This window comes from Streptomyces sp. CG 926, assembly GCF_003148825.1.
GTDB lineage: Bacteria > Actinomycetota > Actinomycetes > Streptomycetales > Streptomycetaceae > Streptomyces.
Genome location: NZ_QGGZ01000015.1, coordinates 88,928 through 113,473 on the forward strand (window position 1 = coordinate 88,928; position 24,546 = coordinate 113,473).

A 24,546-nucleotide genomic window follows, 5' to 3' on the forward strand; every position below is an offset into this window, starting at 1 on the left:
CGACGCCGGTCCCGACACCCTTCTGGTTGTCGGGACCGGCGTCGTCGCGCAGGACGGCGATCAGGCGGGTCGGCCGCCGAAGGGCGTGCCGGTGCCGTAGTACGTTCCCAGGTCCGCCCGGTAGCCGGCGTCGCCGAGGTGCTTGTCCCGGTGGAACTCGGGTGCGTCCTTGATCTGTTCCTTGGTGCGGTCGACGAAGAGCTTCCGCTCCTCCGGGTCGATCCTGACGACGGTGCCGGCCGGCAGCAGGACCTCCTTGCCGAAGATCCATACGCCGGTGTCGACCACCAGGTAGGCGTCACCGACCTCGTCGGAGTGCTTGTCGACCTTGCCGATGCTGCCGTCGGTCGCCTCGACCTTGTAACCGGTCAGATCGGTGCCGGCCAGATGGCCGGAAGTCGGCTGGTAACTCCACACATGCTCAGTCACGCGAAAACAACTCCTCCGGTCAACGGGAGACGGCGAAAAGGCGAACGCTCCACCCGACCCTCCCTGTTCCGTACATCGTGTTCGGCGGTTCTGCTGCAATCCGCCTGGATTTCGCCTTCCCCGCCTTTGCGACTTCACGCACCCGGATCGACATATGGCACCGGAGCGGCCGCCGATCGTTGGATGGTCGGTAGGCCCTGTGCCGCGTCACGGGTTTGCGAGGGTCCCGGCGACGACGACATGGCGGCGGCCGGTCGCTCCCGGAAGGGATGACCGGCCACCGCCATGCAGTGTCTGAACTGCGCTCCGTCCTACGGCTACCAGCGGTACCAGCGGCCGCTACCTCCCTTGGGTCGGGCGACGAAACCGATCAGCCACAGGATCAGGACTGCGATCGCCACCCACCAAAGAATCTTCACCGCGAAACCCGCGCCGAAGAGGAGAAGGACCAGCAGAAGAACAAGAAGCAGGGGAACCATAGTTATCAACCTCCGAAGCACCGTGTGCCCGACCGCACCGAGGGCATGCGCTCGATTTTCGTTCGTTTCTCGTCCTGATGGTTGGGCAGCAGATTCCGCCTGCATTCTCCTGCGATATGGCGGAGCTGTGTCGGGGTCGATCCAGCTGGAAAAGGACTCGTTGCGCCGATCGGACCCGTCCCCAAGCGTGAGGGGTCGGAGTGGGAGCGCAGCTCCCTCATCCGGCGGCATGCGCTCCGAGGGCCTGGCGGTAGGCCATGTGCCCGCCCAGCGCACCGGTGACGGCTACGGCCGTCATTCCGGCCAGGGCCCACAGTCGGCCTTTCGCGGAGCGGCCGCGGAGGCGTGCTGTCAGGGATGTCGCGTAGCAGACCACCGCGGCGGCGTTGGAAGCCGCGTGGGCCAGGCCGACCCGGGCCTGCTCGGGTGGTAGGTCCGCCCAGTCCACCCAGCCGGCCACCGCCGCGGGGGCGACTCCGGCCAGTCCGACGGCGGTCAGGGTGGTCGACGCGTGCTGTGTTCCGGGTACGACGTCGAGTACCGAGGCCGACAGCCAGCATCCGATGGGAACCTGCACGAGCACGGGGTGCACAGGGTGGCCCAGCGGTCTGCCGCGCAGCAGATCGCGCAGGCCCCCCAGGGGGAGTGCGCGGATTCCCCGCTGCAGCGCCCGGATGGCCGGATCGGCCATCGTGGTCCGTTCGAGCCGGTCCAGGGTCTTCAGCCAGCAGGCCGAGGCCGTGTCGAGAGCCGCGGTCGGCCCGGCCGCGGGCGAGGTGTCGAGAGTGCGTGAGTGCATACACCACGCCTACCCGCCGCCGTGCCGCCGTCCCGCCCTGGCCTCGACTGCACCCGAACAGGCCCTCCACATGGGGGAGCCAGGTTCTCCACCGTCGTTCTGATCCGGTCGGTCCTCCGACGTGTTCCCCTGCCGCCCTGCGCGGAGCTCCGGCTCGTGGGCGGGTGTGGAGGCGATGGCGGGGTAGGCGCCCCTCTACCACGGCACGCACATCTCATCGAGGAGGGAGCGTGAAGCGAGCGGCGGAGCCCGAGGTGGACGGCTCGGTGGGCGACCTCGGTCCTTCCGCTCCCGAGCTGCCCCGCCCCCCGCACCGCGGCGCGAGACCTCGAACGCACGCGCGCCGAACTCGGCCGGACCGTCGCTGCTCCGGCCGCCGCCACGGTCGGCATCAAGGCCCATACGAAGGAGAAGACCGCTGTCATGAAGCATGAAACCGCAGAGAAGGCCTCGCTGATCGCCGATCAGATCCGTGAGAAGGCAGGACGAGCCGCCCACCTGGTGCGGGACAGGACCCCCGACCCGGTCCTGGAGAAGACCGCCCAGGCCGCCGCGCAGGTGTACGACAGTGCGACCCGCGCCGGCCGGTACGCGGCGGACAAGTCCCCTGACCCACTGCTGGAGAAGGCCGGTCGGGTCGCGACGGTCGCACGCGTCAACCGCACTCCGCTCCTGGTCGCGGGCGCTGTGATCATCACGCTGGTACTGGTCCGTCGCAGCCGTGGACGTCGCCGATGAACGCCTCCAAGGTCGCCTACAAGCCCGTCGGGCTCGCCCTGGGGGCGGCGAGCGGCATGGTCGCCGGCGCCGTGTTCAAACAGGCGTGGAAGATCATCGAGGGGGAGGGTGACGCCCCGAATGCCACGGACGAAGACCGCACGTGGAAGCAGATCCTGATTGCCGCGGCGCTCCAGGGAGCGATCTTCGCGGTGGTCAAGGCCTCGGTCGATCGATCGGGCGCCGTGGCCGTACGGCGCCTGACCGGCACCTGGCCGGGCTGACCCCCGGCGGTGCCGGCCGTCTTGACCCCGATCCGGCGGCCGGCACCGCCATGACCCTCCTGGGCCCCGTCACCTGGCATGCGTGCCTTCTGCCGCGCCCGCGGAACGGGGCGACCAGCGCGGTGAACGGTGCGAAGCAGCCGGCGCGCCAAGACCCGTGCCGTCATCGCCGCGATCACGGTCTTCGCGCCGAACAGGACCTTGTCCCGGGTCCCTTCCCGGGTCCTCGCAGCGCTCGGCGTAGACGGTCGGCTCGCTGCGTGACCGCCAACCGGATGCTGCGGACCCTCTCCACCACTCCGGGCACGATCGACCACCGCGGGGGCGCGCCGGCCCAGTTGACGGGTGCGGAAGAAGGTTCATGGAAGCTGGATTCCGGACCAGGCATCGACTTCGCACTGTCCGTCGGCATTGTTCCCCGCGCTCACGACGGTGCCGTCGGCACGCAGGCCAAGGGTGTGCGTGGAACCGGCCGCCACGGCGACGATGTCGCGCCAACCGCCGACGTCGCACTGTCCGTAGCTGTTGTCCCCCGCTGCGAGGACCCGTCCGGACGCAGTGACCCCGATGGTGTGGTAGCTGCCCGCGCCGACCGCCACCAGGTCTTCCCACCCATCGACCTCGCACGCCCCGGTGGCCCGGTCGCCGGTCGCCACTGCCCGCCCATCGGCTCGGAGGCCGACGGTATGGAGATACCCGGCCGAAATGGCGGCCAGGTCACGCCACCCTTCGACGTCACACTGCCGTCGTCGGTTGTTCCCCGCCGCCAGCGCGGAGCCGTCCGACCGGACGCCGACCGAGTGCCAGTCACCACACGAGAGAGCGACCATCTCGCGCCAGGGCTGCACGTCGCACTGTCCTTCCGAACTCCGGCCGACTGCCAGAACGCGGCCGTTCGCGAGGAGACCGAGCGTGCGGCGCCAACCTGCGGCCACGGCCGTGACGCCTCGCCATCCGGCGACGTCACATTGCCCATCGCCGTTCCACCCGGTTGCCAGCACCGTGCCGTCCGACCGGAGTCCCACCGTATGAGACCTGCCGGTGTTCGTCGCAGCGTGGACCAGCCCGGCCGCCACCGCGACGACGTCCTCCCATCGCTCGACGCGACATTCACCGGCCGCGGTATTGCCCACGGCGAGAACGGTTCCATCCCGGCGCCGTCCGACCGAATGACGCCTTCCGGCCGCCAGCGCCAACGGGTTGGCGAGCATTCCGCCTCCTTGCGCTCGGCACGTTCGCGGGACATGAGATTCCACCCTACTTCGGCCCGGTGCTGGGGCGGACGCCGTCCGAGCCGTCCTGCCGAGGACTGTCCTGCGCGCCGCGCAGGGACGCCTGTGGTGCATGGGACGCCCGTGCCGGGGCAGTCGACGCGTCGGGGGCGGCGGGCCGCCCGTGACGGCGACGTGTGTGAAGGAGCGAGATCGTGATGATGACTCACCCCACCGTGTTGGCAGGTCTGGTGGCGGAGTACGAGACGGAGTCCGAGCTCCGTACCGCGGGGTCCCGCCGTCCGGTGCGGCAGCAGATGGAGGACGTGGTCTACACGCTGTGCGTGTCGACCGGGACACAGGACATAGACGCAGCGCTGGCCGTGGCGCGAGAGCGGCTGAGTACCGCATGGCTCGGTGAAGTGAATGACGCGGAGGCGATGGCACGGTCCGGCCGCTCCTCGCATCGTGCGGCCGGATAGGCCGCGGGTGCCGTACCGCCCCCGATCGGGGCCGGTACGGCACCGCCCGCCCGATGCCTCCGGGCGGGCGACCGCTCAGGCGGCCGTGGCCAGAACGGCGTCGATCAGTTGCCGTTGGTCCTCGGTGAGGTGCGGATCCTGTAACTCGACCAGCTTGCTGTCGACGCGGACGACGTAGCGGAAGCCGTCGGGAATGGGTTCCTGCCCCACGGGACCCTCAGCGGTGAGCACGCGCTCGGCCAGCCGCTCCAACTCGGGCCCGTCCGCGCGGCACTCCGTCTCCAGGGAACCCGTCTTCTCCCCGCCTGCGAATCCACCGGTGCGTGTGACGGTGATCAGCATGGTGTGGAACCTCCTTGAAGAGAACACCGCCTGGTTGTACGGGCGTTCGGCCGGAGCCGGGCGCCCGGAGGCGGTGCACGGTTGTGGTCAGCCTTCGCCTGCCCGCAAAAGCCCCACATGCTCCGCCCCGCGGACAGCGAGCGCAGAATGTCCGAAAGAGGCCGCGCCGCACGAGAACGGAACCGGCCGAACAGACCCGCCGAACCCACCCGGCCCAGCATCCGCGCGAGGTCGTGCGCATGTCGGTCGCCTCGGTCACCGGCGCCGCTCCATTTCGATTCCGGGGCCGACGGATTCGGGCGCAGCATCCCTGCCCTGCCCTGACAGCCGTGTGACGGGTCCTAGCGGGGCGGACCCGGGTGACGGCATGAACCGTCGGTGCCGGGGAAGACGCTTCGTACGCCGCCCGCGGCGCGCACGACCGGCCCTACGAGGGCCGGCTGGAACAACGAGGTGCACCATGACGCCGACCGCATCGACCCTCAGTGGTACGGGCCCCTCCGCCGACCGCGCGGACCGGACGGGGCCGTGGAAGGACTTCGGCAGAGTGCTGGACCAGATGGTCGATCTCCTGGGTGGGTGTCGAGAAGAGGGTGGGGACGCCGCCCGGAAGCCGACATCCCGCCGTGTGCCGCTCGCAGGACACACTTCGCGCCGACGGTGAGGGTCCGGACCGTACGCCCGAAGGCCCACGCCGGGCGCGACCAGGGCCTCTCTCTTGGGCCGGCATCCCGTCCGGCGAACGCGGCGGGGCGGCTCCGTTCTGGACACGGTGGTCACCCGGTATCTCCGTCGCGAGGCGTCGGAGCCGCGCTCGTCGCCGCCGCGGCCGACGAAGCAAGCATCGCGGACCTGACGGGGCGGTGGGGTGGACCTGACCGATCGCTCCGTGGCTGCGGCCGAACACATGCCGCGGGCTCGCGCCGCTGACGCCGGTCGATCGGGCCGCAGATGCCGGTGCCAGCCCGAGCCTCGGCTCGGGCTGGGCTCGGCCACCGACGCGGACGAAACGGTGGGCCGCGTCAGTGCTTCGGTGGGTTGTGCCGGAACGCACGCCTCTGGGCCGGCCTCGGTGTTCTGTGAGGGTGCGTCGCTCGCTTCGCCGTCGCCCCGGCCGGGGCCTGAGCGTCCTCGGCTTCCCGCCGGGCGTCTTCGAAGGCGGGGTCGTCACATCTCGTCGCCGCTTGTGCTCGCGGACAGCCGTAGGAGCCCCTGGCCGGTCCGGGTCCGTCGGCAGGGTTTGCGTCCGGTGGGTGGGGGCACGCGCCAATCGTGCGGTTCGAGGTCCGCCGGTCCGGTCGGGGGAGTGAGGCCACGGGCCGCGCTGTGAGGTATCAGGAATCAGGTCTTGCGCACGGTGCGTGAGCAGGTCGCGCGAGTCCGTGCCAGGCAACCGGAACACCCGAGCGATCGGCATTGCCATGAACCCTCGACCCCCCAGTGCAGGCCTCGGTTCCCGGCCCCCTACGGAGCCACAGAGGTTCCTGGCGATCTACCTCAACGACCATCTCGCGGGCGCCGGCAGCGGGGTCTCCCTGATCCGCCGCATGGCCCGGGCCCACCGGAACGCGCCCGCGGGTCGGCGTCTGGCCGAGCTCGCCGCGGAGATCACCGAGGACCGCGACAGCCTGCGCGAGTTCATGAGCGCTCTCGACGTGCCCGCGAAGTGGCCCAGGGTGGTCGCGGGGCGGCTGGCGGAGAAGGCGGGCAGGCTCAAACTCAACGGTCGCCTGGTGAAGCGCTCACCTCTGAGTGACGTCCTCGAGCTCGAAGCCATGCGTCTCGGGGTCGAGGGCAAGGCGTCGTTGTGGCGGTCACTCGGAGTCCTCGCGGTCAGCGAACCCCGCCTGGACCAGGCCGCCATCGACCGGCTCCTGGATCGCGCCGTGCGACAGGAGTCCGTACTGGAGGCGTTGCGGGTGGAGGCCGTACGGCGCACCTTCACCAGCGCCGCGACCGTCTCTGCCCGTGGCCGTGCAGGACCGTCACGCCACGGCTCGCCGGGAAGGGCCGGGTGGGCGTCATAAGAGTCGCCGTCACCGGTGCCACCGGCCAACGCGGGCACCAGCGTGGTGCGGGCCCTGGCAGCCGACCGGATGGTCAGCGAGGTGCGTGGTGTCGCCCGCCGGCTGCCGGACCTCCATTGCCCCTGCTCGATGCGGGCCGGGCCCGACACGATCCGGAAGAGACGGCCTAGTGCCGTGGCCGGAAAGGTTCGCCGGGTTGCGGCGTCCGGTGCGGTGCATCGCAAGGCGGAGGGCCACGGCTCGTACCGGACGTACTTGCGTGGTCCAACAACGCAGCGAGGTGCCGTGCCGGGCGTCGCGACCCGGTGAACCTTGCCGGTCACGGCACTAGGTGGGCAGGGGGGTGCGCAGGGCCGAGCGACCCTGGCTCCACTCGCTGCGGATGTGCGCGGCCAGACGGTCCTCCAGGAGCACGGTCGCGGCGCAACCGAACGCGACGTCCGCTTCGAGGTGCGGCTCGTCCGCCAGCAGCCCGCCGATGACCTCATGACGTACGACCTGCTCGTGGACGGCGTCGGCCTCCACGTGCTCGGCGTAGAAGTGCTCGGCCGCCGGGCCCGCCCCACACCTGCGCATGGCCTTGGCCAGCCGTCGCGAGCCGGGCGACGACGTCACCTCCACGCACGCGAAGTGTCCGACCAGCGCCCCGCGCAGGGCCCGGTGGAGCCCGAGGAACGACATCAGGTTGACGGTGGCGAGCAGGGGCGCCGGTGCTTGGTCCAGGTAGCGGCCGTACGCCGTGTCCAGGCCTAGGTCGTCCATTAGGTCGGCGAAGAGGCGGGCATGGATCCGCTCGGGGTTCCCGGCGCCGAATTCGTCGTACTCGATGGCGACCATCGCCGCCTTGGCCCGGCCGCCGAGCCGCGGGATCACCCAGGCGTGGGGGTCGGCCTCCTTCAGGTGATACAGGGAGCGCAGGGCCGCGTACTCGCGCAGCTGCCACAGCTCGCCCTCGGTCTCCAGGTGGTGGCTCAAGCTGCCGCTCAGGTCCACGGGTTCGACGAGGAGGGGGCCGAACGCCTCTGCCACGGTCCCGGGGGTATCCGCCGTCTCCGACCGCAGCGCGTGGCCGAACCGGTCCTCCAGGGCGCGGCGCAGCCGCAGCAGGTCCGGATCCCATTCCAGGGCCTCGTCCACGCCCGCGAAACCGCGATAGTGCAGTTCGTACAGCAGGTAGAGGGCGAGCTGGAGGTCCTCGCCCCACGGGTCGGCCTTGAGGAGCGCCGCGGTGGTGTGGGCGGGGGGCCGGCCGCCGCGCAGGGCGTCCACCACCGCGCGCGACAGCGGCCCGCGCCCTTCGACCAGCACGGGAGCGGGGGCGGCCCCGGCGGCGGGGACGGCGGTGCGGGTGGGTGCGGTCATGGCTCGTTCCTGTCCTCGGGTGCCGGGGTCGCGCGCTCGCGGGGGCGGTGGCTGGTGTCGCACCAGGGGTACGTACGGCTGCGGCGGCAGGTGCACACGGCGACCATGAACCGGTCCGACCGGGCGGTCGTCCCGTCCTCCAGGACGATCTCGACCGGGCCCTCGACCAGGACCGGGCCGCAGCGGTCCACGGACCCGGAGCGGTCCACGGCCACGCGCCGGGGGCGCCGGGCACGGGGGGCCCGTCCGACGGGAGCCTGCGGGACCCGCCCGGGTTCAGAAGTGCCTTCAGAGGGACTGCGCACGGACGATCACCAGCTCCTCCTGGTCATCGCCGTCCTCCGCCAGGCCTTGCTCCTGCAGCCAGACCCGGCGTGAGCGCAGGACCGGCCCCCAAGGCACCGAGGCCCGTTCGGTGACCCGCGCGGACATTCCGTGCCGGGAGAGCAGCCGAAGGGTCTCCTGTGCCCCGCACATCCCCGAGTGGACCATGAGGAGGACCCCGCCGGGCCGAAGCAGCGCCGGGGCGGTCGCACAGATCCGGTCGATGAGGGCCCGTCCGTCCGTGCCCGCGTCCCAGGCGCGCCGGCCGCCCCGGGTGGGCAGCCGGGCGTCGGGGCACGGGACGTACGGCGGGTTGGCCAGGACCAGGTCGAAGCGGCGGCCACGGGTTCGGGTGGCGAAGTCGCCGTGGAGGATGCGCAGCCTACGGCGCTGGCGCCATCCGTTCAGCCGGGCGGCCAGCACGGCGGGCCACGCGATGTCGACCGCGGTGACCTCGGCGCCCCGGGCAGCGGCGCGCAGAGCGAGCGCTCCGGTACCCGTCCCGATCTCGATGACCTCCGCGCCCGGGCGTAGGGGCTCGCGGGCGAGGGCGTCGGCGAGCAGCAGGGTGTCGGCCTGGGGCCGGTAGACGCCGGGAAGGGCGATGAGGCGTGGCATGGGGTCGGTGCGCGTCAGGGCTGTACCGGGCACGGCTTCCTCCTGGTCGCTCGCGAAAGGTCAGGGGCGCTGCCGGGGGTCGGGATCGGCGCCGGCGCCGTCGGGCGTCTGCCAGGACTCGCGTCGGGCCCGGGCCGCGGGACCCTGCTCCGACGGGTGCGTACCGGGGTCCTTGCGGGCCGCCGCGCGTCTGGTGCCGTACCAGAACGCGCCGATCAGCAGCACGACGACGATCACGCCGACGAGGATCAGGTAGAGGGACGGGAAGGCGGAGGCCGCGAGGGGCACTGAGGCGATCATGGGCTGCGCCTACCCGCGATCCCGTGCTTTGCACATCCGCCGCGTGCGCTCCGCTTCCGCCCCCTCCCGCGAGCCGGGCGCGCCGGAAGGGTTCACCCCTGAACAGCGGGTGGGCACGGCGTGCGGATGCCGTGAGCCCCGCGGACGGAGCCCACCGTCCGGGCTCTGTTTCCGGCCGAGGATGAGAAGCGACGAGCACCGAGCGCTCCGGGGTGCGCTGACCCGCCTGTGTGCGGATCGGGCCGGTGTCGGCGTTGCCCTGTACCGGCGACGCCGGCCGGCAGGCGAGATCCGAAAGCGACCGCGAGCCAGACCGCGCCCGGGGCGATCACGCACACCCCCGCGCCCCAGCGCAGCACGGCAGCGAGACACCGACCGCGGCGATCGTCTCGCCGAGGGAGATCTCCTTCGCGGCCCGCTGGGCCGTGCTACGGAACACGACGGCCAGGGCCGCTGCCGGCGTGAGCGCGAACAGGCCCGTGTCCAGCGAGAGGACGGTGGTGCCGAGGACCAGCAACACCATCGCCACCGGAGTGGCCACCTGTTCGGCACCGAGTACCGGGTCGGGCGCCCGGGTGGGCGCCGTCCCGCGGCGGCGGCCGAAGACCGGCCATGTGATGAGCGCGGCGGCCAGGTTGATGGCGAAGGTGCCCCCGAACAGGGCGGCGCCGTCGACGTGCAGGTGGTTCGCGGCGAGGGCCGAGTGCCGCCGGGGGGCCGCACCGGTGGCGCACAACAGCGTGGCGAGCAGGAAGAGCAGCCAAGGCACCACGTCGTGGTCGGAAGGTTACGCCGCGCCCTCGGTGTGGATGCGGGCTGCTGCCGCGACGGCCAGGGCCGTCCAGGTCAGGGCCAGCAGCCAGCCGGCGATGACATCGGTGGTCCAGTGCACGCCGAGCCAGACGCGGCTCGCGCCGACAGCGGCGGCCCAGGCGAGTGTCAGCGCGATCCAGGCCCGGTGTCCGCGGGGTCGTCTGCTGATCAGGGCGGCCACGATCAGGCCTGCGGCCATCGCCGAGGTGGTGGCATGGCCGGAGGGGTAGGCGTGGCGAGAGGCGTGCGTGAGCCAGTCCGCCTCCGGTGGGCGTGGGCGGGCGATGAGGGTCATGAGGCCGAAGCGCACCGCCTGTCCGAGCGCCAGCCAGCCGACGCACGCGAGGACAACCTGCGCGGTCCTGGTCCTCGGCCGCCGACCCGCGAGGATCAATCCCGCTGTGGCGGCGAGGAGGTAGGGGGCGAAACCGGTTCCGGTGGCGGTCACGACCTGGAGAGCGGCGACGACGGCTCCGGGCCGGTGGTCCACGGCGGCCTGCGTCAGTGAGCTGTCACCGGGAAGCGGTGCGAGACCGCCGGCCGTCAGCGCCGCGGTCAGAGCGGCGAAGGCGAACGCCGCCGACGCCGCCGGCGTGAGCGGGTGACGATGCCGGCGGCCTGGGTCCGAGGGTGAGGCGCGAGGGCCCCGAGCGGTGTTCATGCGGCTACGAGGGCCCGCAGGCGGCTTCGGTCGAGGCGTGCCGCCAAGGTCTGCGCGTGCCGGGAGAGCGGGACGGCCGTCAAGGCGGCGACGACGGATCCGACGACCAGTCCCGCGGCGATGTCGTGCGGGTAGTGCGCGCCCACCCAGACGCGGGAGGCCGCCATGGCGAGGGCGGCCGGAACGGCGACGGCCCCCAGACGCTTCGAGGCGAACCAGAGCGCGACGGCCGCGGCCGCCGCCAGGGTGGCGTGGTTGCTGGGGAAGGACCAGTCCGACGGCGCGGGGCACGCCTCCAGGGTGATCACGTGGAGGGATCGGCAGGGGCGGCTTTCGTGGAGCACCGGCTTGAGTACGGAGCTGACGACGAAGGCGATCAGCGTCAGCACAGGTGTCGCCAGGGCCATCAGGGCCTTCGCGGGGCTCAGATGCCGGGCACGGTGCCAGGCGAGCAGCATGAGGATCGCGAAGACGACGAGTCCGTAGTCGGAGTAGGCGGTGATCAGGTGGTCGAGCCAGGCGGGTGCGTCGTGCGCGGTCTCGACGATGTCCAGGTAGGTGTTGGCATCGAACGAGCCGGCGCCGAGCCGGAGGCCGGTCATGCGCTTTCACCCGTCTGCCGGGCCCGGCGGGAGCGGAGCACCTCAAGGCCGATCGGCACCAGGGACACGGCGACGACGGCCGCGATGATCGGCAGGAGGTAGCGGTCGACGGCGGGTACCGAGGCGCCCAGGGCGTATCCGGCCAGCACCAGGCCGACCGTCCAGAGGAGGCCGCCGAGTACCTGCCAGAGGGTGAAGACGCGGGCCGGCACGGCCAGGACCCCGGCCAGCGGGTTCAGCACCGTACGCACGATCGGCAGGAAGCGCGCGAGCACGATCGCCTTGGCGTGGCCGTACCGGTGGAGGATGTCCGCAGCGCGCTCGGCGCCTTCGCGGATCTTGGCGGACCTGGTCCGGGCCAGAAAGGCCGGTCCTGCCTTTCTGCCGATGAGATATCCGGTCTGCGCGCCGGCCAGTGCTCCGCACGCGGCGGCCGTGAGAACCCAGGGCAGCGAGAGATGACCCGGCCGGGTGGTCGAGCCCGCGCACAGCAGCCCGGCGGTGAACAAGAGGGAGTCGCCGGGCAGGAAGAAGCCGATGAGCAGGCCGGTTTCGGCGAACAGGACGAAGGCGATGCCGATCGTGCCGAAGGCGGCGAGCAGCGACTGCGCGTCGAGCAGGTTCACGGCGAGGTGCATCTGTGTGGCGGCCGGATGCGCGAGTGTCATGCGGGTGACCCTTCGTTGCCGGGCTGGTGCGGGGGTGAGGGCTGCGGAGGAATGGGCTGCGGAGGTCTGGGCTGTGGAGGTATGGGACGTGCGACGGTGCCGTCGCCGGGGACCGCCTACTCTGTCTACAAGACAGTAGTCGGTCTACATCAATGTAGACGATTCGTGGGTGGAGGCGTTCCATGGCGGATACCGAGGGCGAGCGCAGGCCCGCCGGCGAGCTCGAAGCCGGCGTTCTCGCGGCACTGTGGGCGGCCGGCGGACCGTTGTCGGCCGCGCAGGTCGGGGAGGCGATATCGCAGAACCTGGCACGCACCACGGTGGCGACCCTGCTGGCCCGGCTGTTGGAGAAGGGAGCGGTGGGGCGGCGCCCCGGCCGCCGGGGGTTCGTGTACTTCCCGGTCGAGGACTCCCACGGCCTGGCGGCCCGTCGGATGCATCGGGAGCTCGACGGGGGCGGTGGTGACCGTGGCCTCGTACTGGCCCGTTTCGTCAAGGGGCTCACCGCGCACGACGAAGCCGAACTGCGCCGTCTGCTCGACGAGGAGGGGAGCGGATGATCGCTCTTCTGTTGCTTCCCCTGGTGCTGCCCTGGGCCCTGCCGCTACTGGCGCGCAGGATCGTCGCACGGGTGCGCCCCGACATCGCCCTGTGTGCGGTCACCGGTGCAAGCGCGGTTCTCGCCGTGGCCGTCGTCGCCTGCCTCGGCGCCCTGGTGCTGCCGCTCGCCCTCCGCGTGCCCGTTCTCGGTGGGCTCGCGCATCTGCTTCACCCGCTTCATGTGGGCCCGCCGGCCCTGGTGTCCGGTGCCTCCGTACTGGCGGCCGGGGCGGTCGTCGTCGGCGTGTGTGCCGCGGTGCGAGGTGCGGCCTCGGAGCTGAGATGTCTGCGTCGCGCTCGCCGGCGGGTGGCGAGCCTTCCGGAAGCCGGCGGCCTGTGCGTCGTCGACGACGACCGCCCGGACGCCTTCGCGCTGCCCGGGGCCCGGCGCGGGGCGGACCGGATCGTGGTGACCTCCGGCATGCTCCGTGCCTTGGACGCCCGGGAGCGGGAAGCGCTCCTGGCACACGAGCGGGCGCATCTCGCCGCGCGTCACCACCTCTTTCTGGGCGTCGCCCGGCTGGCCGGCTGGTGCCATCCGGCCCTCGCCGCCGCGATCACGGAGGTCTCTTTCGCCGCCGAGCGCGCCGCCGACGAGGCCGCCGCCCGCGGCTGTGGTGACCGCAGGCTCGCCGCTCGTGCGGTCGGCCGGGCCGCGCTCGCCGCGACCTCGCACGGGGCCGGACCTCGGCGCCCGGCAGTCGCGGCCGGAGGAACCACCGGACCGGTTCCCGCCCGGGTCAAGGCCTTGCTGGTGCAGGCGCCCGTGCGGCACCTGACCGCAGCCCTCGTAGCGGCGGTTCTCGTGTGCACGGCTGCCGGCGCCTCCTCGCTGTCCGGGGCCGTCCGGCTGCACCGCGGGGTCGAGACCGCCCAAGGTGAGGCCCCTTCGGACTGAGGCCCCTGGCCACGGCGGACTTAGGGCAGCCTTTCCTCAGCGACTACATTTATGTAGACTCCGCCGCAGCCCCCGGCGAGACGTGTCCGGGGCGCCCCCCTGCCACGCGAAACGAGGCCCCATGCCCGCCAGCTCCCGTCCCCTGATCGTCGGCGTCAGCACCGCCATGGCCGCCGTTGTCTCACTGGCGGGCTGCGCGCAGAAGACCGACACGAAGGGCGGCGACGGCACGGTCCAGGTGGTCGCGAAGGACGACGCCTGCGAGGTCTCGACGAAGGAGTTCCCCGCCGGTCACCTCACGCTGAACGTGGACAACCGCGGCACCAAGGTCACCGAGGTCTACGTCCTGTACCCGGACGACCGGATCGTGACCGAGCGCGAGAACATCGGCCCCGGCACCAAGGCGAGCCTCACGGCAGAGATCAAGTCCGGCGACTACACGGTCGTGTGCAAGCCCGGTATGAAGGGCGACGGCCTACGCCGGCCGGTCAAGGCCACCGGCGGTGAATCCGCCCACCGGTCCCCGGAGATGGACGCGGCCGTGGCGGCCTTCCGTACGTACGTGCAGGAGCAGGCCGACGCGACGCTGCCGAAGGCCAAGGCGTTCACCGACGCCGTCCGCGCCGGCGACGTCGAAGCCGCGAAGAAGGCCTACGCCCCGTCCCGGATCGGCTGGGAGCGCACCGAGCCGGTCGCCGAGTCCTTCGGTGACATCGACCCCAAGGTCGACGTCCGCGAGGACGGCCTGGAGGCCGGTCAGGACCCGGAGAAGGACTGGACCGGCTGGCACCGCCTGGAGAAGGCCCTGTGGGCCGACAACAAGATCGGCGACCGGGAGAAGCAGCTCGCCGACCAGCTCGACGCGGACCTCACGGACTGGGTCAAGCGCGTCGGGCAGGCCGAGATCACCCCGACCTCCATGGCCAACGGTGCCAAGGAACTGCTGGACGAGGTCGCCACCGGCAAGGTCACCGGTGAGGAGGAGCGCTACTCGCGCACCGACCTGGTCGACTTCAAGGGCAACGTCGAGGGCGCCGAGAAGTCCTTCCAACTCCTCAAGCCGGTCGCCCGGAAGAACGACCCGCAGCTGGTCGCCGAGCTGGACAAGCAGTTCGCCGCGCTGAACACGCTGCTGGACAAGTTCCGCACCGACCCGAGCGGCTACGACTTCACCGCCTACGACAAGGTCGGCGAGAGCGAGCGCAAGGAGCTCTCCGACGGCGTCAACGCGCTCGCCGAGCCACTGTCCAAGCTCGCCGCCGCCGTGACGAAGTGAACCGGCCCACCCACGAAGGCGCCACCGCCGTGCAGGACCGGCCGCACTTCGCCGCGTTCGATGTGAAGACGAAGGACCGGGCGGAGCTGATCCAGCTCCGGCGGGACGGGACCCGGGCCGCCGAGCGGATGACCGCGGGCCGCGAGGTCGGTGAGGGCGCCCGGGACGGCAGCGACGGACTCGGCCGCCTGGAAGCGGGCCTGCTCTTCCTGGCCCACCAGCGCGACGACCGTACCGGCCTCATCCCCGTGCGGACCTCGCTCGCCCGCAACGACGCACTCGACGAGTACACCCAGCACGTGGGTTCGGCGATCTTCGCGATCCCCCCGGTCGTCCGCACCACGGACGACCGGTGGGGCCGGGAGCTGTTCGCCTGACCCCCGCGGACCCAGCAAGGGGACCGCACTCTCAGAAGGGAACCGACGTGTTCGGGAACTACCTCATCGGACTGCGCGAGGGACTGGAGGCCAGTCTGGTCGTCTGCATTCTCGTCGCCTACCTCGTCAAGACCGGCAACAGCCGCCGCCTACCGCCCGTCTGGGCCGGCGTGGGCATCGCGGTCGCGCTCTCCCTCGCCTTCGGAGCCCTCCTCCAGTTCGGCTCCTCCACCTTGACCTTCCAGGCCAAGGAAGCCCTCGGCGGCAGCCTGTCCATCCTGTCCGTCGCCCTGGTGACCTGGATGGTCTTCTGGATGCGCCGCACCGCCCGCCACCTGAAGTCCGAGCTCCACGGCAGGCTCGACGCCGCCCTCGCCGTCGGCACCGGCGCCCTGGTCGTCACCTCCTTCCTCGCCGTGGGCCGCGAGGGCCTGGAGACCTCCCTGTTCATCTGGACCGCCGTCCAGGCCACCGGCGACGGCGTCCGCCCCCTCGTCGGCGCCCTGCTGGGCCTGGCCACCTCCGTCGTGCTGGGCTGGCTCTTCTACCGCGGCGCGCTCAAGATCAACCTGGCGAAGTTCTTCCGCTGGACCGGCGCGATGCTCGTCGTCGTCGCCGCGGGCGTCCTCGCCTACGGCATCCACGACCTCCAGGAAGCAGACCTCCTGCCCGGCCTGCACCACCTCGCCTTCGACATCAGCGCCACCATCCCCCCGGACTCCTGGTACGGCACGCTGCTCAAGGGCGTCTTCAACTTCCAGCCCGACCTCACCCTCCTCCAGCTCACCGTATGGGCCCTGTACGTCGTCCCGGTGATGTTCCTCTTCCTGGCACCCGAACGCTCTGTTCCGGCCGCCCGCCCCGAGCCGGAGCCGGCCGGACAGCCGGCCGCCGAATAGCACCAGGCCCGGTCCCGGCCCCCTCGCAGCCTCCCGCCGGAACCCGAAGCCGTCACACCGCCAACGACGGGGACCTCCGATGTACGAGCCGCACACACCCGAACCCAGCCCACCCCCACCGCCGCACAGCACGGCCGGACGCGCCGAGCACGCCGTCAGCTGGCTGACCGAAGGCGAGGAAGCCGAGCGGACACTCGCGCAGTCGCTGGACGACCTGCCCAACGAACGCGACGACCGTCTCGCGCGCATGGCCGCCCTCCTGCAGGCCACCGCACGAGGCCTCGACCCGCGGGCCGCCGCGGTGTGGGCCGACGTACCCGAGCATCTGGTGCACAGCTGGCTGGCCCAGGACCCCGCCTTCGCCGCCGCCATCGAAGCAGCGACGGCCCTGGCCCGAGCACACGGTGCGCAGCTCCCGGGCCGAAGGACACCGGCGGCGATCCGGGTCGCCGTACTGGCCGTGAGCCGGGGTGCGGACCGGAACACCGCCGCGCAGGTAGCGGGTCTGAAACCGCACGAGTTCCGCAAGCTGCGCAAGGCATCCCCCCTTCTGGAGGTGCTCGTCGGCGCAGCTCGCGCGCGCAGGTCGAAGTCCTCGCCCTCCTCCTACCTGCGGCGGAGGGCGGGCGATACCGCGCCTTCGGGCGGGTTCCGCCTCATCCAGCGCGACAACCCCTGAGAACGGGCCCGCAAGGTGTGCACGGGTCCGGCCGGCCATGACGGGCCGGTAGATTAGGCATACCTCAGAAGTGGCGGGACGGGAGTGGACATGGCGGGCAAGGGCCGGGATGAAAGACGTCCGCACGGCGAGCTCGTCGCGGACGTGCTGGCGGTGCTCTGGCAGGCAGGCAAGCCGATGACCGCACACGAGGTCAACGCGGCACTGGGCACGGGGCTGGCCAGGACGACGATGGCCACCATCCTCGTACGTCTCCACGAGAAGGGCACCCTCCGGCGGGTACCTGCGGGGCGCGGTTTCGCCTACGAGCCGGTCGAGGACGCCGCCGGGCTGGTCGCCGGCCGGATGCGGCGCGAACTGGAGAGCGAACCCAGGCGTGACCTGGTGCTGCAGCGGTTCGTGTCCTCCTTGTCCGAGGACGACGAGGAGACGCTGCGCAAGCTGCTGCTGGAAGCCGAGGAAGACCCCGCGTGACCTTCGTGCTGCTCCTGCTCGTCCTTGTTCTGCTCTTCCCCTGGGGCGCGGCGGCCGTGGCCCGGCGCCTCGCGCAGGTGCTTCCGCCCCGCTGGGCGTGCTGGGTCCTCACCGGTGCCGCGGTCCTGCTCGCCGGTGCGACGGTCTCCATGCTGTTCGGTCTCTTCCACGTCCCCTTCCTCGCCTCGCTCGAACAGTTGTCGCTCACACGAGTACTTCAGGAGTGGCCGGCAGCCGTGCCGGTGGCCGGTGCGGCCGGAGCGGCGATGCTCGTCCAGCTGGTTCTGCTGGTGCGGCGCTGGTTCCAGCACCGCACCTTGCTCAAGCGGGCATGGCTCTCGGCGCAGGAGGGCACCGCAGAAGGCGACCTGCTGGTGATCCCGGGAGACGATGTCGACGCGTTCGCGCTTCCCGGCTACCGGGGGCGCCGCGGCCGGGTCGTGGTCACGGCGGGGATGGTGCGGTCCCTGAAGGAGCGCGAGCGCGCGGTCCTGCTGGCCCACGAGCGGTCCCACCTGGCCGGCCGCCACCACCTGCTGTCGGCCGTGGCCGACCTCGCCGCCGTGCTCCATCCCGCCCTGCGCGGCCTGCGCGACGCTCTGGTCTTCCACCTGGAACGCTGGGCGGACGAGGACGCGGCAGCCGTGGTGGGCGACCGGCGGATCGCGGCCGCGGCCGTCGCCCGTGCCGCGCTGGCAGGATCCCCTCACGGTCGGGGCGGGGGCTATCCGCTGCTGTCGGCGACGAGCGGGCCCGTACCGCGGCGTGTCGAGGCACTGCTCGGGCCCCAGCCGCAGGGTCCGCGCGGGAGCGCCCGTAGGGCGGGCGCCACCGCACTCGCCGTGACGGTGGTCGCCACCGCCGGGGGAACCCTCGCACTGGCCTACGGCTTGCACGAGTACGTGGAGTACGCGGCGGGGCAACTGCTGGGTGTGCCCTCGGGCTGCTCGGGATTCTGGAGCACGTTGCACGCCCTGTTCGGTTCCGGCGCGTAGCCGACACGGAGCCCCTCCACCGGCCGCGTGCAGCGGGCGGTGCGCGGGGTCGGTCAGGCGGTGGCCGGGGTGGCGTGGAGCTGGGCTGCGGTCAGGGCTGTGTTGTAACGGCGCAGGAGGAGCAGGGCGGTGGCGGCGAGACCGGTCAGCAGTCCGAGCCAGATGCCGAGGGTGTCCAGGTCGAGGGCGTAGGCGAGAAGCCAGGCGGCGGGCAGCCCGATGATCCAGTAGCCGATGAGGGTGATGCGGAAGCCGCTCCTGGTGTCGTCGAGGCCGCGCAGGAGACCGACACCGATGTTCTGCGCGCAGTCGAAGAACTGCAGGAATGCGGTGACGACCAGCAGGTGGGTGGCGAGGGTGAGGGCCTGCTCGGACCCGGTGTCGAGGAACGGGGCCAGGACGAGGCGGGGCAGTGTGAGGTAGACGATGCCGACCACCGTCATGACGGCGCCGGCGCAGGCCAGGGCGGTGTTCTTGATGCGGCGGGCGTCGTCGTGGTTGCCGAGGGCGAGTTCGCGGCTGACGTTGATGGACGCGGCGTGGGAGAGACCGACGGCGACCTGGAAGACGATGTAGACGAGCTGGTTGACCGCCGTGTGTGCGGCGAGCGCGTCGGGGCCGAAGGAGCCTGCCATCAGGGCGGTGACGGAGAAGAAGCCGGCTTCGGAGCCGTAGGTGGCGGCGATGGGCACGCCGAGGCCGATCAGCCGCTTGACGGTGGCCGCGTCGGCACGGGTGATGTCGAGCGTGAGGTAGGGGGCCAGCTCCTTGTCCTTCTTCGCGGCGATGTAGAGGGCGAGGAAGGACAGCAGGTACACGGTGGAGGTGGCGATGCCGACGCCGGTCAGCCCGAGACGGGGCAGCCCGAAGGTGCCGTGGATGAGCATCCAGTTGAGGGCGGCGTTGACGGCGATGGAGGCGAGGGTGATCTGCAGGAGGGCCTGGGGGCGGCGCATGCCTACGGTGAACTGGCGGACGGCCTGGAACCAGAGGCAGGGCAGCAGGCCGGGCGCGAGGGCGTAGATCATCGTCCGGGTGAGGTCGACGACGGCCGCGTCCTGGCCGAGCCAGGTCAGCAGGTGACCGATGGCGATCATGATGAGGGCGCCGGCCGTACCGGCGAGGGTGGCGACGGCCAGGCTCGCGCGGACGATGCCCCGGACCTCGTGGTGTGCCGCCCCCTTCGCGAGGTCGCCGCTGCCGTCCGCTTCCTGCTCGGCGCGGGCGGCCGCTGCGGCGATCTGGTTGCCGACGGAGGTGACCAGGCCGACGCCCATGGTGCGGATCTGGTTGAAGATGACGATGGCGAGGCCACCGGCGGCGAGTTCGGTCGTGCCGAGCAGGCCCATCATCACCGTGTCGGTGGTCGTCAGGGCGACCTGTGCCAGCTGGGTGAGGACGAGCGGGACGGCGAGCGTGGCGAGCGCGCGGCTGTCGCGGAGGAGGGTGGTCAGCATGGGGGTTACCGGTTCCTGCGGAGCTTGGTGAGGTGTTCGTCGACGTCGCGTTCGGTCGCGGGGCTGAGGAGGTCGCGCTCGGCCATCCAGTCGTCGTTGAAGACGGTGTCCATGTACTTCTCGCCGCCGTCGTTGATGAAGGCGACCATCACACCGTCGGGCGGCAGTTCGGACAAGCGGGCCAGGGCTTCGTGGACGACGCCGCCGGCGGAGCCGCCGATGAGCAGGCCGCAGTGGCGGGCCACGGCGCGGGCGGTGGCGAAGGCTTCGATGTCGCCGACCTTGGCTCCCTCGTCGATGAGGTCGTAGTCGACGAGCAGGCCGATGGTGGCGCCTTCCGGAGTGCCGGTGCCGGACTGGTAGTAGTCGTGGGCGGGCGGGCCGAAGGCGATGGACCCCTTGGGCTCGACGCCGATCACCGACAGGCCGGGGACCGTCTTCTTCAGCTCGCGGGCGGTGCCGCACAGGCCGCCGCCCGTGCCCACGGCGCCGATGAGGACGTGGACCCGGTTGTCGAGCGCCTGGGCGATCTCGCGGCCGACGTCGTAGTAGCCGACGGCGTTGCTGGGGTTGTTGTGCTGTTCCGTGAAGAAGGTGTTGTCCTTGCCGCGGGCCATGTCCTCGGCGAGTTCCTCGCGGGCGGCGGTGTGGAGCTCGTCGCCGTCGCTGTCGGCGTCGACGTGGACGAGTTCGGTGCCCATGGCTTTCATGCCGCGGAGCTTGTCGGCGGCGGCGTGGTTGTCGACGACGGCGGTGAAGCGGTAGCCGCGCTCCGCGGCGACGACGGCGAGTCCGAGGCCGGTGTTGCCGGAGGTGGACTCGATGATGTGGCCGCCGTCGCGGAGCTCCCCGCGCTCCTCGGCGTCGTCGACCATCTGGCGGGCCATGCGGATCTTGGCGCTACCGGTGGGGTTGAACATCTCCAGCTTCAGCAGGAGGCGGGCTCCGTTGTCGGCTCGGGCGAGTTCGAACAGCGGGGTGTAGCCGATGAGGTCGGATATTCGGCTGACGACCGGCGGTCGGGTGAGGGCGTCGGGCATGGCGATCGGCTCCATGGAAGGCGGGGGGTGGGCGGGGCGTGTCAGCGGTCGAGGCGCCAGCGGGGCCGGCCCGCGTCGTCGGGGTGGTCGATGACGACCTTCGGCGGCAGGGGGAGTTCGTGGAAGGGCGACTCGTTGGAGTCCATCTGGTAGCCGGCGGTGTTCGGGTAGACGAGCAGGTCGCCGGTGGCGGGCCGCGCCCGGAACGCGATCTTGCGCCAGGTGAGCAGGTCGGAGTCGAGGCAGCTGGCACCGGCGACGCACGCCCGGTACGGGTCGAGGGCCGCGGGGGGTGTCCGGGTGGGGACGAGCCGGGGGTCGGGCAGGTATTCGCTGTTGAACCACTGCTCGGACAGACTCAGGCTGGTGCCGTCGACGGTGACGATCCCGTACCCGTCGCGGTCCTTGACGCCCTGCACGGTGAAGACGGAGGCCCCGGCCCCGTCGAGCAGTGCCCGGCCGGGTTCCAGCAGCAGCATCACGCCGGCCTCGCGCAGCCGGTCGGCCAGGCGCGGCCCCCTTCCGTGCGGGCCGGATGCCAGGACGGCCGCGAGGGCGTCGGCTCCGGCGACGGGGGAGTGGTAGGGGTAGAAGTCGGCGGCGGTGAAGGTTTTCGCGGCGTGGTAGTCGCCGGGCCGCTGCCGGTCGAGGAAGGTCTCCCATGCGGCGGCGGGGACGTAGTCGACGGCGAAGCCGCCCCCGATGCTGATCCGGTCGGCCTGCAGGCCCAGCACCCGTGCCTTGAGGCAGAGGTCGATGAGGTCGCCCGCGAGGTCGGCGCGCTGCTGGGTGTCGTAGCCGGACAGGTGGAAGCTGAAGCCTTCCATGCGGACCTGGTCCGGTGCCTGCGCGCAGTCGCGCATCGCTTCGTCCAGGTCGTGCGCGTCCAGACCGAAGCGGCTGTTCGGTTGTGCGGGAGGGTGAACGCGCAGCAGCACCCTGGGGGTTCGAGGGCCGTCGAGGGTCAGGACGCGGTCGAGTTCGTCGAGGGCGTCCACGGCGATGAGTGCGCCCTGCTGTGCCGCGACCCGTAGCAGGGCAGGGGTCTTGGCGGGGCCGGTGACGACGAGGTCCTTGCCGCGCACTCCGTGGCCCAGGGCTTCGCGCAGTTCGCCGAGGGAGGCGACGTCGACGCCGGCTCCCCGGTCGGCGCAGCGGTCGATGAACACCCCGGCCTTGTTCGCCTTCTTGGCGTAGTAGACGCGGCCTTCGACTCCGGCGACGGTCAGGGCGGTGCGGAAGGCCGCCAGGTTGGCGTCGAACCGCTCGGGGAGCAGGTAGTGGAAGGGGCCGCCCAGACCGTGTGCCAGCTCGAACAGGATCCCGCTGCTGTGCAGACGTTCGGCGAGCGGGTCGGGATGGACGGGCAGGGTCAGCGCCACAGGGCCACCTCGGTTCCGAGCTTCTGTTCGGCGGCGAGCTGCGCGAAGCGGTGGCCGAGCGCGATGTCGGTCACGACCAGGCCGCTGTTGTAGGCGAAGATCCGCTGGTCGGGGGCGGTACGGGCCTTCGCGACGCCGGAGATGACGACGGGCAGTTCGATGTCCACCGCCGGGAGGTTGCCGTCCGCGTCGACCATGTCGGTGCCGGTCACGCGCATCTGGGCCTCGCTGGTGGCGATCACCCGGTCGGCACGGTGCAGGGTGGAGGGGGCCAGGCCGTGGCCGACGAGGACGGCGGTCGCGCCGGGCTTCAGCCATCCCGCTTCGACGGCGGCGGGCGTGTGGTCACCGGCGGTGGCGATGATGATGTCGGCGTCGCGGGCGGCGGACGCGAGATCGGTGACCAGCTCCACCTCCCGGTCGGGGAAGTGGCGGGCGAGTTCGGCGCGTACGGCGGCTATGCCGTCGGGGTGCGTGCCGGACAGCAGCAGGCGTTCCAGGCGGGGCAGCGTGGTGAGCAGGAACGGCAGCGCGAGGCGGCCCTGGGTCCCGGTGCCGATGACCAGCGCCGTGGTGGCGTCGGGGGTGGCGCATTCGCGGGCGAGGAGCGCGGAGACGGCCGGGGTGCGCAGGGAGCCGATGCGCGAGCAGTCCATCATCGCCACGGGCAGCCCCGTGATGTCGTCGTAGATGCTCAGCGTCGTGTAGTAGTGCTGTCGATCGCGGGTTTCGTGCAGGCCGTGCTTGTAGGAGGTCTTGATCGCGACGACGTTGCGCACCCCGTCCCGGCCGAGCATGGCGTAGGAGACCGAGTGGCCGTCGGCCGGCTTGACCGTGAGCTTGCGTGGGTTGTCCGACCGGCCGGCCGCCAGGGTGCGGTAGGCCTGCTCGACGGTGTCGACGACGTCGGCGAGGGAGATGTCCAGGCCGGCGAGGTCACTGGTGGACAGTACGCGCAGGGTGGTGTCGTCGCGGTCCATGAGTGTGCCCTTTCGAAGTGGTGATGCGGTGGGGACGCGCTGGATGTCAGTCGGTCCACGCGGTGAGGGCCGCCTGGCCGTAGCCGTGCTCGTCGTGCTCGGCGAGCGGGCGGGTGGGACGTCCTTCGACGCGGACCGAGGCACGCTTGAGCCAGCGGTCGGTGCCGTCGTAGCGGGCCCGGAAGGGGACACGGCCGTGGACGACGATGTCGTTGTCGACGACCAGGACGTCGCCGGGTTCCAGGCTCACCGCGACCGAGACCCGGGCCAGTTCCTCCTCCAGCCGCCCGTACGCCTCGCGCCACGCCTCGTCGGCCTCGTCCATCGGGGTGTAGGCGGGGTCGAAGCGCATGGTCAGGCCCTCGGGGGTGTCGAAGAGGGTCGGTACGGGCGAGGGCCGGCCCGCGAACTGCTGAGCCTGCTCGTAGGCGTCGTCGGGCAGGATCGGTGCGACCGGCCGAGTGAGTTGGGTGATGTCGTCGTCGGAGAGTTCGGTCCGGCGGATGCTGGCCGCGGTGGTGGCGATCCGGTCGTGATTGCGCATGCAGGCGAGCAGGAGCAGGTGGGCGCGGCCGGGGTGGAAGGCGTCCTCGGTGTGCGGGGTGAGCAGTACGGAGCTGGAGGCTCCGGTCTGCTCGCTCTCGTGTCCGGGCGAGGGCACGATGTTGTGCACGAACCGGCCGTCCTGCTGACCGTCCCAGGCGATCGGGGTGCCCATCAGCGCCGAGACCAGCAGCAGGACCACGTCCCACACCGCGCCGGCGTCCGCGACGGTCGACCAGTGGCCGGGGGTGGCCCCGAGTTCGGTGTCGTCCAGGCGCAGGCCGCGTACGACGAACAGCCCGTCCGCGGTGTCCACGGGCCGCAGAGCATGGCGCACGTTGTCGCTGAGCGCGGCGCACGCCTCGGGCAGGGCTTCGAGGAGCGAGGGCGCCGTGGCGGAGCCGTGTCGGGCGAGGAGCTCGGCCGCGGTGGAGGTCAGTTCGGCTGCGGCGGCATCGTCAAGAGGGCGTACCGGGGCAGGGCAGGTGGGCACGGTGGCACCTTCCAGGCAGGGCGGAGCGAGCGCGGGCGTGCGGCATCGCCGCACCGGCTCGAAAACGGCGTGGGGAACGCGAAAAGTGGTCGGGTCCGGGGCGGGTCGGGGCACTGCCGGACACCAGGAACGTAGCCCCGTCGCTTCGGTAAGGCAACCCTAATCGAAGACTTTGACTACATCAACGTAGTCCAATTTTGGTCACCTTCAGGCACCTCTGACGCAACTTCAAAAACGTTGCTGACCAGCGGATTTGAGTCGAACGAAAGGCTTCCTTCCGGTGGTCCGGGTCGACTGGGGTCGCTTGCGCACTCCGGCCGAGTTCGGTTAGGTAA

General features: G+C 71.6%; 29 protein-coding genes and 1 pseudogene. 12 read left to right on the forward strand and 18 right to left on the reverse strand.

All coding sequences use genetic code 11. The features are described from left to right. Positions 1–60: 60 nt before the first annotated feature. The 3 genes from BCL76_RS32920 to BCL76_RS32930 form a co-directional block, all read right to left on the reverse strand. Positions 61–429: a PRC-barrel domain-containing protein gene (locus BCL76_RS32920; protein WP_109783017.1), complete on the reverse strand. Its 369-nt coding sequence runs from the start codon at positions 427–429 to the stop codon at positions 61–63. Positions 430–746: 317 nt separating this feature from the next. Continuing rightward, complete coding sequence (locus BCL76_RS32925; protein WP_037789996.1) at positions 747–908, reverse strand: hypothetical protein; 162 nt, start codon at positions 906–908, stop codon at positions 747–749. 217 nt (positions 909–1,125) lie between these two features. Further along, positions 1,126–1,707 (reverse strand): DUF2231 domain-containing protein, encoded by a 582-nt coding sequence (locus BCL76_RS32930; RefSeq protein ID WP_109783018.1) that lies wholly within the window; start codon positions 1,705–1,707, stop codon positions 1,126–1,128. Between the two features lie 423 nt (positions 1,708–2,130). On the opposite strand from BCL76_RS32930, the gene BCL76_RS32935 reads away from it, so the two are divergent. Together BCL76_RS32935 and BCL76_RS32940 are read left to right on the forward strand one after the other, a co-directional pair. Further along, the gene (locus BCL76_RS32935) at positions 2,131–2,445 is read left to right on the forward strand and encodes a hypothetical protein (protein WP_109783019.1); all 315 of its coding nucleotides are present in this window, start codon (positions 2,131–2,133) and stop codon (positions 2,443–2,445) included. Then, the gene (locus tag BCL76_RS32940) at positions 2,442–2,708 is read left to right on the forward strand and encodes a DUF4235 domain-containing protein (protein ID WP_109783020.1); all 267 of its coding nucleotides are present in this window, start codon (positions 2,442–2,444) and stop codon (positions 2,706–2,708) included. Before BCL76_RS32935 ends, BCL76_RS32940 begins: the two co-directional genes overlap by 4 nt. A 359-nt stretch (positions 2,709–3,067) precedes the next feature. Here the strand turns inward: BCL76_RS32940 and BCL76_RS32945 are convergent, their stop codons facing one another. Continuing rightward, complete coding sequence (locus tag BCL76_RS32945) at positions 3,068–3,919, reverse strand: RCC1 domain-containing protein (RefSeq protein ID WP_109783021.1); 852 nt, start codon at positions 3,917–3,919, stop codon at positions 3,068–3,070. Positions 3,920–4,137: 218 nt separating this feature from the next. Between BCL76_RS32945 and BCL76_RS32950 the strand changes: the two genes are divergently transcribed. After that, positions 4,138–4,401, forward strand: coding sequence for a DUF5133 domain-containing protein (locus tag BCL76_RS32950; RefSeq protein WP_309136876.1), 264 nt, complete (start codon positions 4,138–4,140; stop codon positions 4,399–4,401). Positions 4,402–4,476: 75 nt separating this feature from the next. Here the strand turns inward: BCL76_RS32950 and BCL76_RS32955 are convergent, their stop codons facing one another. Then, positions 4,477–4,743 carry a protealysin inhibitor emfourin gene (locus BCL76_RS32955; RefSeq protein ID WP_109783023.1) on the reverse strand — a complete coding sequence of 89 codons (267 nt, stop codon included), beginning with the start codon at positions 4,741–4,743 and terminating at the stop codon, positions 4,477–4,479. 1,421 nt (positions 4,744–6,164) lie between these two features. Here BCL76_RS32955 and BCL76_RS32960 point away from each other — a divergent pair. Then, positions 6,165–6,770, forward strand: a complete 606-nt coding sequence (locus tag BCL76_RS32960; RefSeq protein ID WP_258310045.1) for a hypothetical protein — start codon at positions 6,165–6,167, stop codon at positions 6,768–6,770. A 327-nt stretch (positions 6,771–7,097) separates the two neighbouring features. Here BCL76_RS32960 and BCL76_RS32970 read toward each other — a convergent pair whose 3' ends face one another. The 8 genes from BCL76_RS32970 to BCL76_RS33005 all read right to left on the reverse strand — a co-directional run bounded on the left by BCL76_RS32970 (position 7,098) and on the right by BCL76_RS33005 (position 12,118). Next, a complete protein-coding gene (locus BCL76_RS32970; RefSeq protein ID WP_109783024.1) occupies positions 7,098–8,132 on the reverse strand; it encodes an iron-containing redox enzyme family protein in 1,035 nt (344 codons plus the stop codon). Beyond that, positions 8,129–8,437, reverse strand: coding sequence for a CDGSH iron-sulfur domain-containing protein (locus BCL76_RS39280; protein WP_109783025.1), 309 nt, complete (start codon positions 8,435–8,437; stop codon positions 8,129–8,131). The genes BCL76_RS32970 and BCL76_RS39280 overlap by 4 nt, the downstream gene beginning before the upstream one ends. Then, positions 8,421–9,074, reverse strand: a complete 654-nt coding sequence (locus BCL76_RS32980; protein ID WP_109783124.1) for a HemK2/MTQ2 family protein methyltransferase — start codon at positions 9,072–9,074, stop codon at positions 8,421–8,423. The genes BCL76_RS39280 and BCL76_RS32980 overlap by 17 nt, the downstream gene beginning before the upstream one ends. Positions 9,075–9,134: 60 nt before the next feature. Further along, positions 9,135–9,374 (reverse strand): DUF6479 family protein, encoded by a 240-nt coding sequence (locus tag BCL76_RS32985; RefSeq protein WP_109783026.1) that lies wholly within the window; start codon positions 9,372–9,374, stop codon positions 9,135–9,137. 328 nt (positions 9,375–9,702) lie between these two features. Then, positions 9,703–10,146 (reverse strand): hypothetical protein, encoded by a 444-nt coding sequence (locus tag BCL76_RS32990; protein ID WP_109783027.1) that lies wholly within the window; start codon positions 10,144–10,146, stop codon positions 9,703–9,705. A gap of 15 nt (positions 10,147–10,161) precedes the next feature. Further along, positions 10,162–10,848, reverse strand: coding sequence for a phosphatase PAP2 family protein (locus tag BCL76_RS32995; RefSeq protein WP_109783028.1), 687 nt, complete (start codon positions 10,846–10,848; stop codon positions 10,162–10,164). After that, positions 10,845–11,450: a phosphatase PAP2 family protein gene (locus BCL76_RS33000; RefSeq protein ID WP_109783029.1), complete on the reverse strand. Its 606-nt coding sequence runs from the start codon at positions 11,448–11,450 to the stop codon at positions 10,845–10,847. Before BCL76_RS33000 ends, BCL76_RS32995 begins: the two co-directional genes overlap by 4 nt. Then, positions 11,447–12,118: a DedA family protein gene (locus BCL76_RS33005; RefSeq protein ID WP_109783030.1), complete on the reverse strand. Its 672-nt coding sequence runs from the start codon at positions 12,116–12,118 to the stop codon at positions 11,447–11,449. The genes BCL76_RS33000 and BCL76_RS33005 overlap by 4 nt, the downstream gene beginning before the upstream one ends. A 182-nt stretch (positions 12,119–12,300) precedes the next feature. Here BCL76_RS33005 and BCL76_RS33010 point away from each other — a divergent pair, with 182 nt between their 5' ends. The 8 genes and pseudogenes from BCL76_RS33010 (at position 12,301) to BCL76_RS33045 (ending at position 18,316) form a co-directional block, all read left to right on the forward strand. Then, positions 12,301–12,678 (forward strand): BlaI/MecI/CopY family transcriptional regulator, encoded by a 378-nt coding sequence (locus tag BCL76_RS33010; protein ID WP_109783031.1) that lies wholly within the window; start codon positions 12,301–12,303, stop codon positions 12,676–12,678. Beyond that, entirely contained in the window at positions 12,675–13,616 is a 942-nt protein-coding gene (locus tag BCL76_RS33015; RefSeq protein WP_109783032.1) for a M48 family metalloprotease, read from the forward strand. The genes BCL76_RS33010 and BCL76_RS33015 overlap by 4 nt, the downstream gene beginning before the upstream one ends. A gap of 166 nt (positions 13,617–13,782) precedes the next feature. Further along, on the forward strand, positions 13,783–14,892 hold the full coding sequence (efeO, locus tag BCL76_RS33020; RefSeq protein ID WP_375137991.1) for an iron uptake system protein EfeO: 1,110 nt from the start codon (positions 13,783–13,785) through the stop codon (positions 14,890–14,892). A 164-nt stretch (positions 14,893–15,056) separates the two neighbouring features. Further along, positions 15,057–15,269 (forward strand): annotated as a pseudogene (locus BCL76_RS33025) (deferrochelatase/peroxidase EfeB); the annotation flags it as partial. A 47-nt stretch (positions 15,270–15,316) separates the two neighbouring features. Then, positions 15,317–16,168: an iron uptake transporter permease EfeU gene (gene efeU / locus BCL76_RS33030; protein ID WP_109783034.1), complete on the forward strand. Its 852-nt coding sequence runs from the start codon at positions 15,317–15,319 to the stop codon at positions 16,166–16,168. Between the two features lie 79 nt (positions 16,169–16,247). After that, a complete protein-coding gene (locus BCL76_RS33035) occupies positions 16,248–16,847 on the forward strand; it encodes a hypothetical protein (RefSeq protein ID WP_109783035.1) in 600 nt (199 codons plus the stop codon). A gap of 90 nt (positions 16,848–16,937) precedes the next feature. Continuing rightward, positions 16,938–17,321, forward strand: a complete 384-nt coding sequence (locus tag BCL76_RS33040) for a BlaI/MecI/CopY family transcriptional regulator (protein ID WP_109783036.1) — start codon at positions 16,938–16,940, stop codon at positions 17,319–17,321. Continuing rightward, complete coding sequence (locus tag BCL76_RS33045) at positions 17,318–18,316, forward strand: M56 family metallopeptidase (RefSeq protein WP_109783037.1); 999 nt, start codon at positions 17,318–17,320, stop codon at positions 18,314–18,316. The genes BCL76_RS33040 and BCL76_RS33045 overlap by 4 nt, the downstream gene beginning before the upstream one ends. 53 nt (positions 18,317–18,369) lie before the next feature. Here the strand turns inward: BCL76_RS33045 and BCL76_RS33050 are convergent, their stop codons facing one another. The 5 genes from BCL76_RS33050 to BCL76_RS33070 are packed head-to-tail and all read right to left on the reverse strand — an operon-like array spanning position 18,370 to position 24,211. Next, on the reverse strand, positions 18,370–19,773 hold the full coding sequence (locus BCL76_RS33050; protein ID WP_109783038.1) for an MATE family efflux transporter: 1,404 nt from the start codon (positions 19,771–19,773) through the stop codon (positions 18,370–18,372). Between the two features lie 5 nt (positions 19,774–19,778). Continuing rightward, entirely contained in the window at positions 19,779–20,813 is a 1,035-nt protein-coding gene (locus tag BCL76_RS33055) for a cysteine synthase family protein (RefSeq protein ID WP_109783039.1), read from the reverse strand. A gap of 41 nt (positions 20,814–20,854) precedes the next feature. Continuing rightward, on the reverse strand, positions 20,855–22,195 hold the full coding sequence (locus BCL76_RS33060; RefSeq protein ID WP_109783040.1) for an amino acid decarboxylase: 1,341 nt from the start codon (positions 22,193–22,195) through the stop codon (positions 20,855–20,857). Then, positions 22,186–23,175 (reverse strand): ornithine cyclodeaminase, encoded by a 990-nt coding sequence (locus BCL76_RS33065; RefSeq protein ID WP_109783041.1) that lies wholly within the window; start codon positions 23,173–23,175, stop codon positions 22,186–22,188. The genes BCL76_RS33060 and BCL76_RS33065 overlap by 10 nt, the downstream gene beginning before the upstream one ends. Positions 23,176–23,221: 46 nt before the next feature. After that, a complete protein-coding gene (locus tag BCL76_RS33070; protein WP_109783042.1) occupies positions 23,222–24,211 on the reverse strand; it encodes a TauD/TfdA family dioxygenase in 990 nt (329 codons plus the stop codon). Positions 24,212–24,546 lie beyond the last annotated feature (335 nt).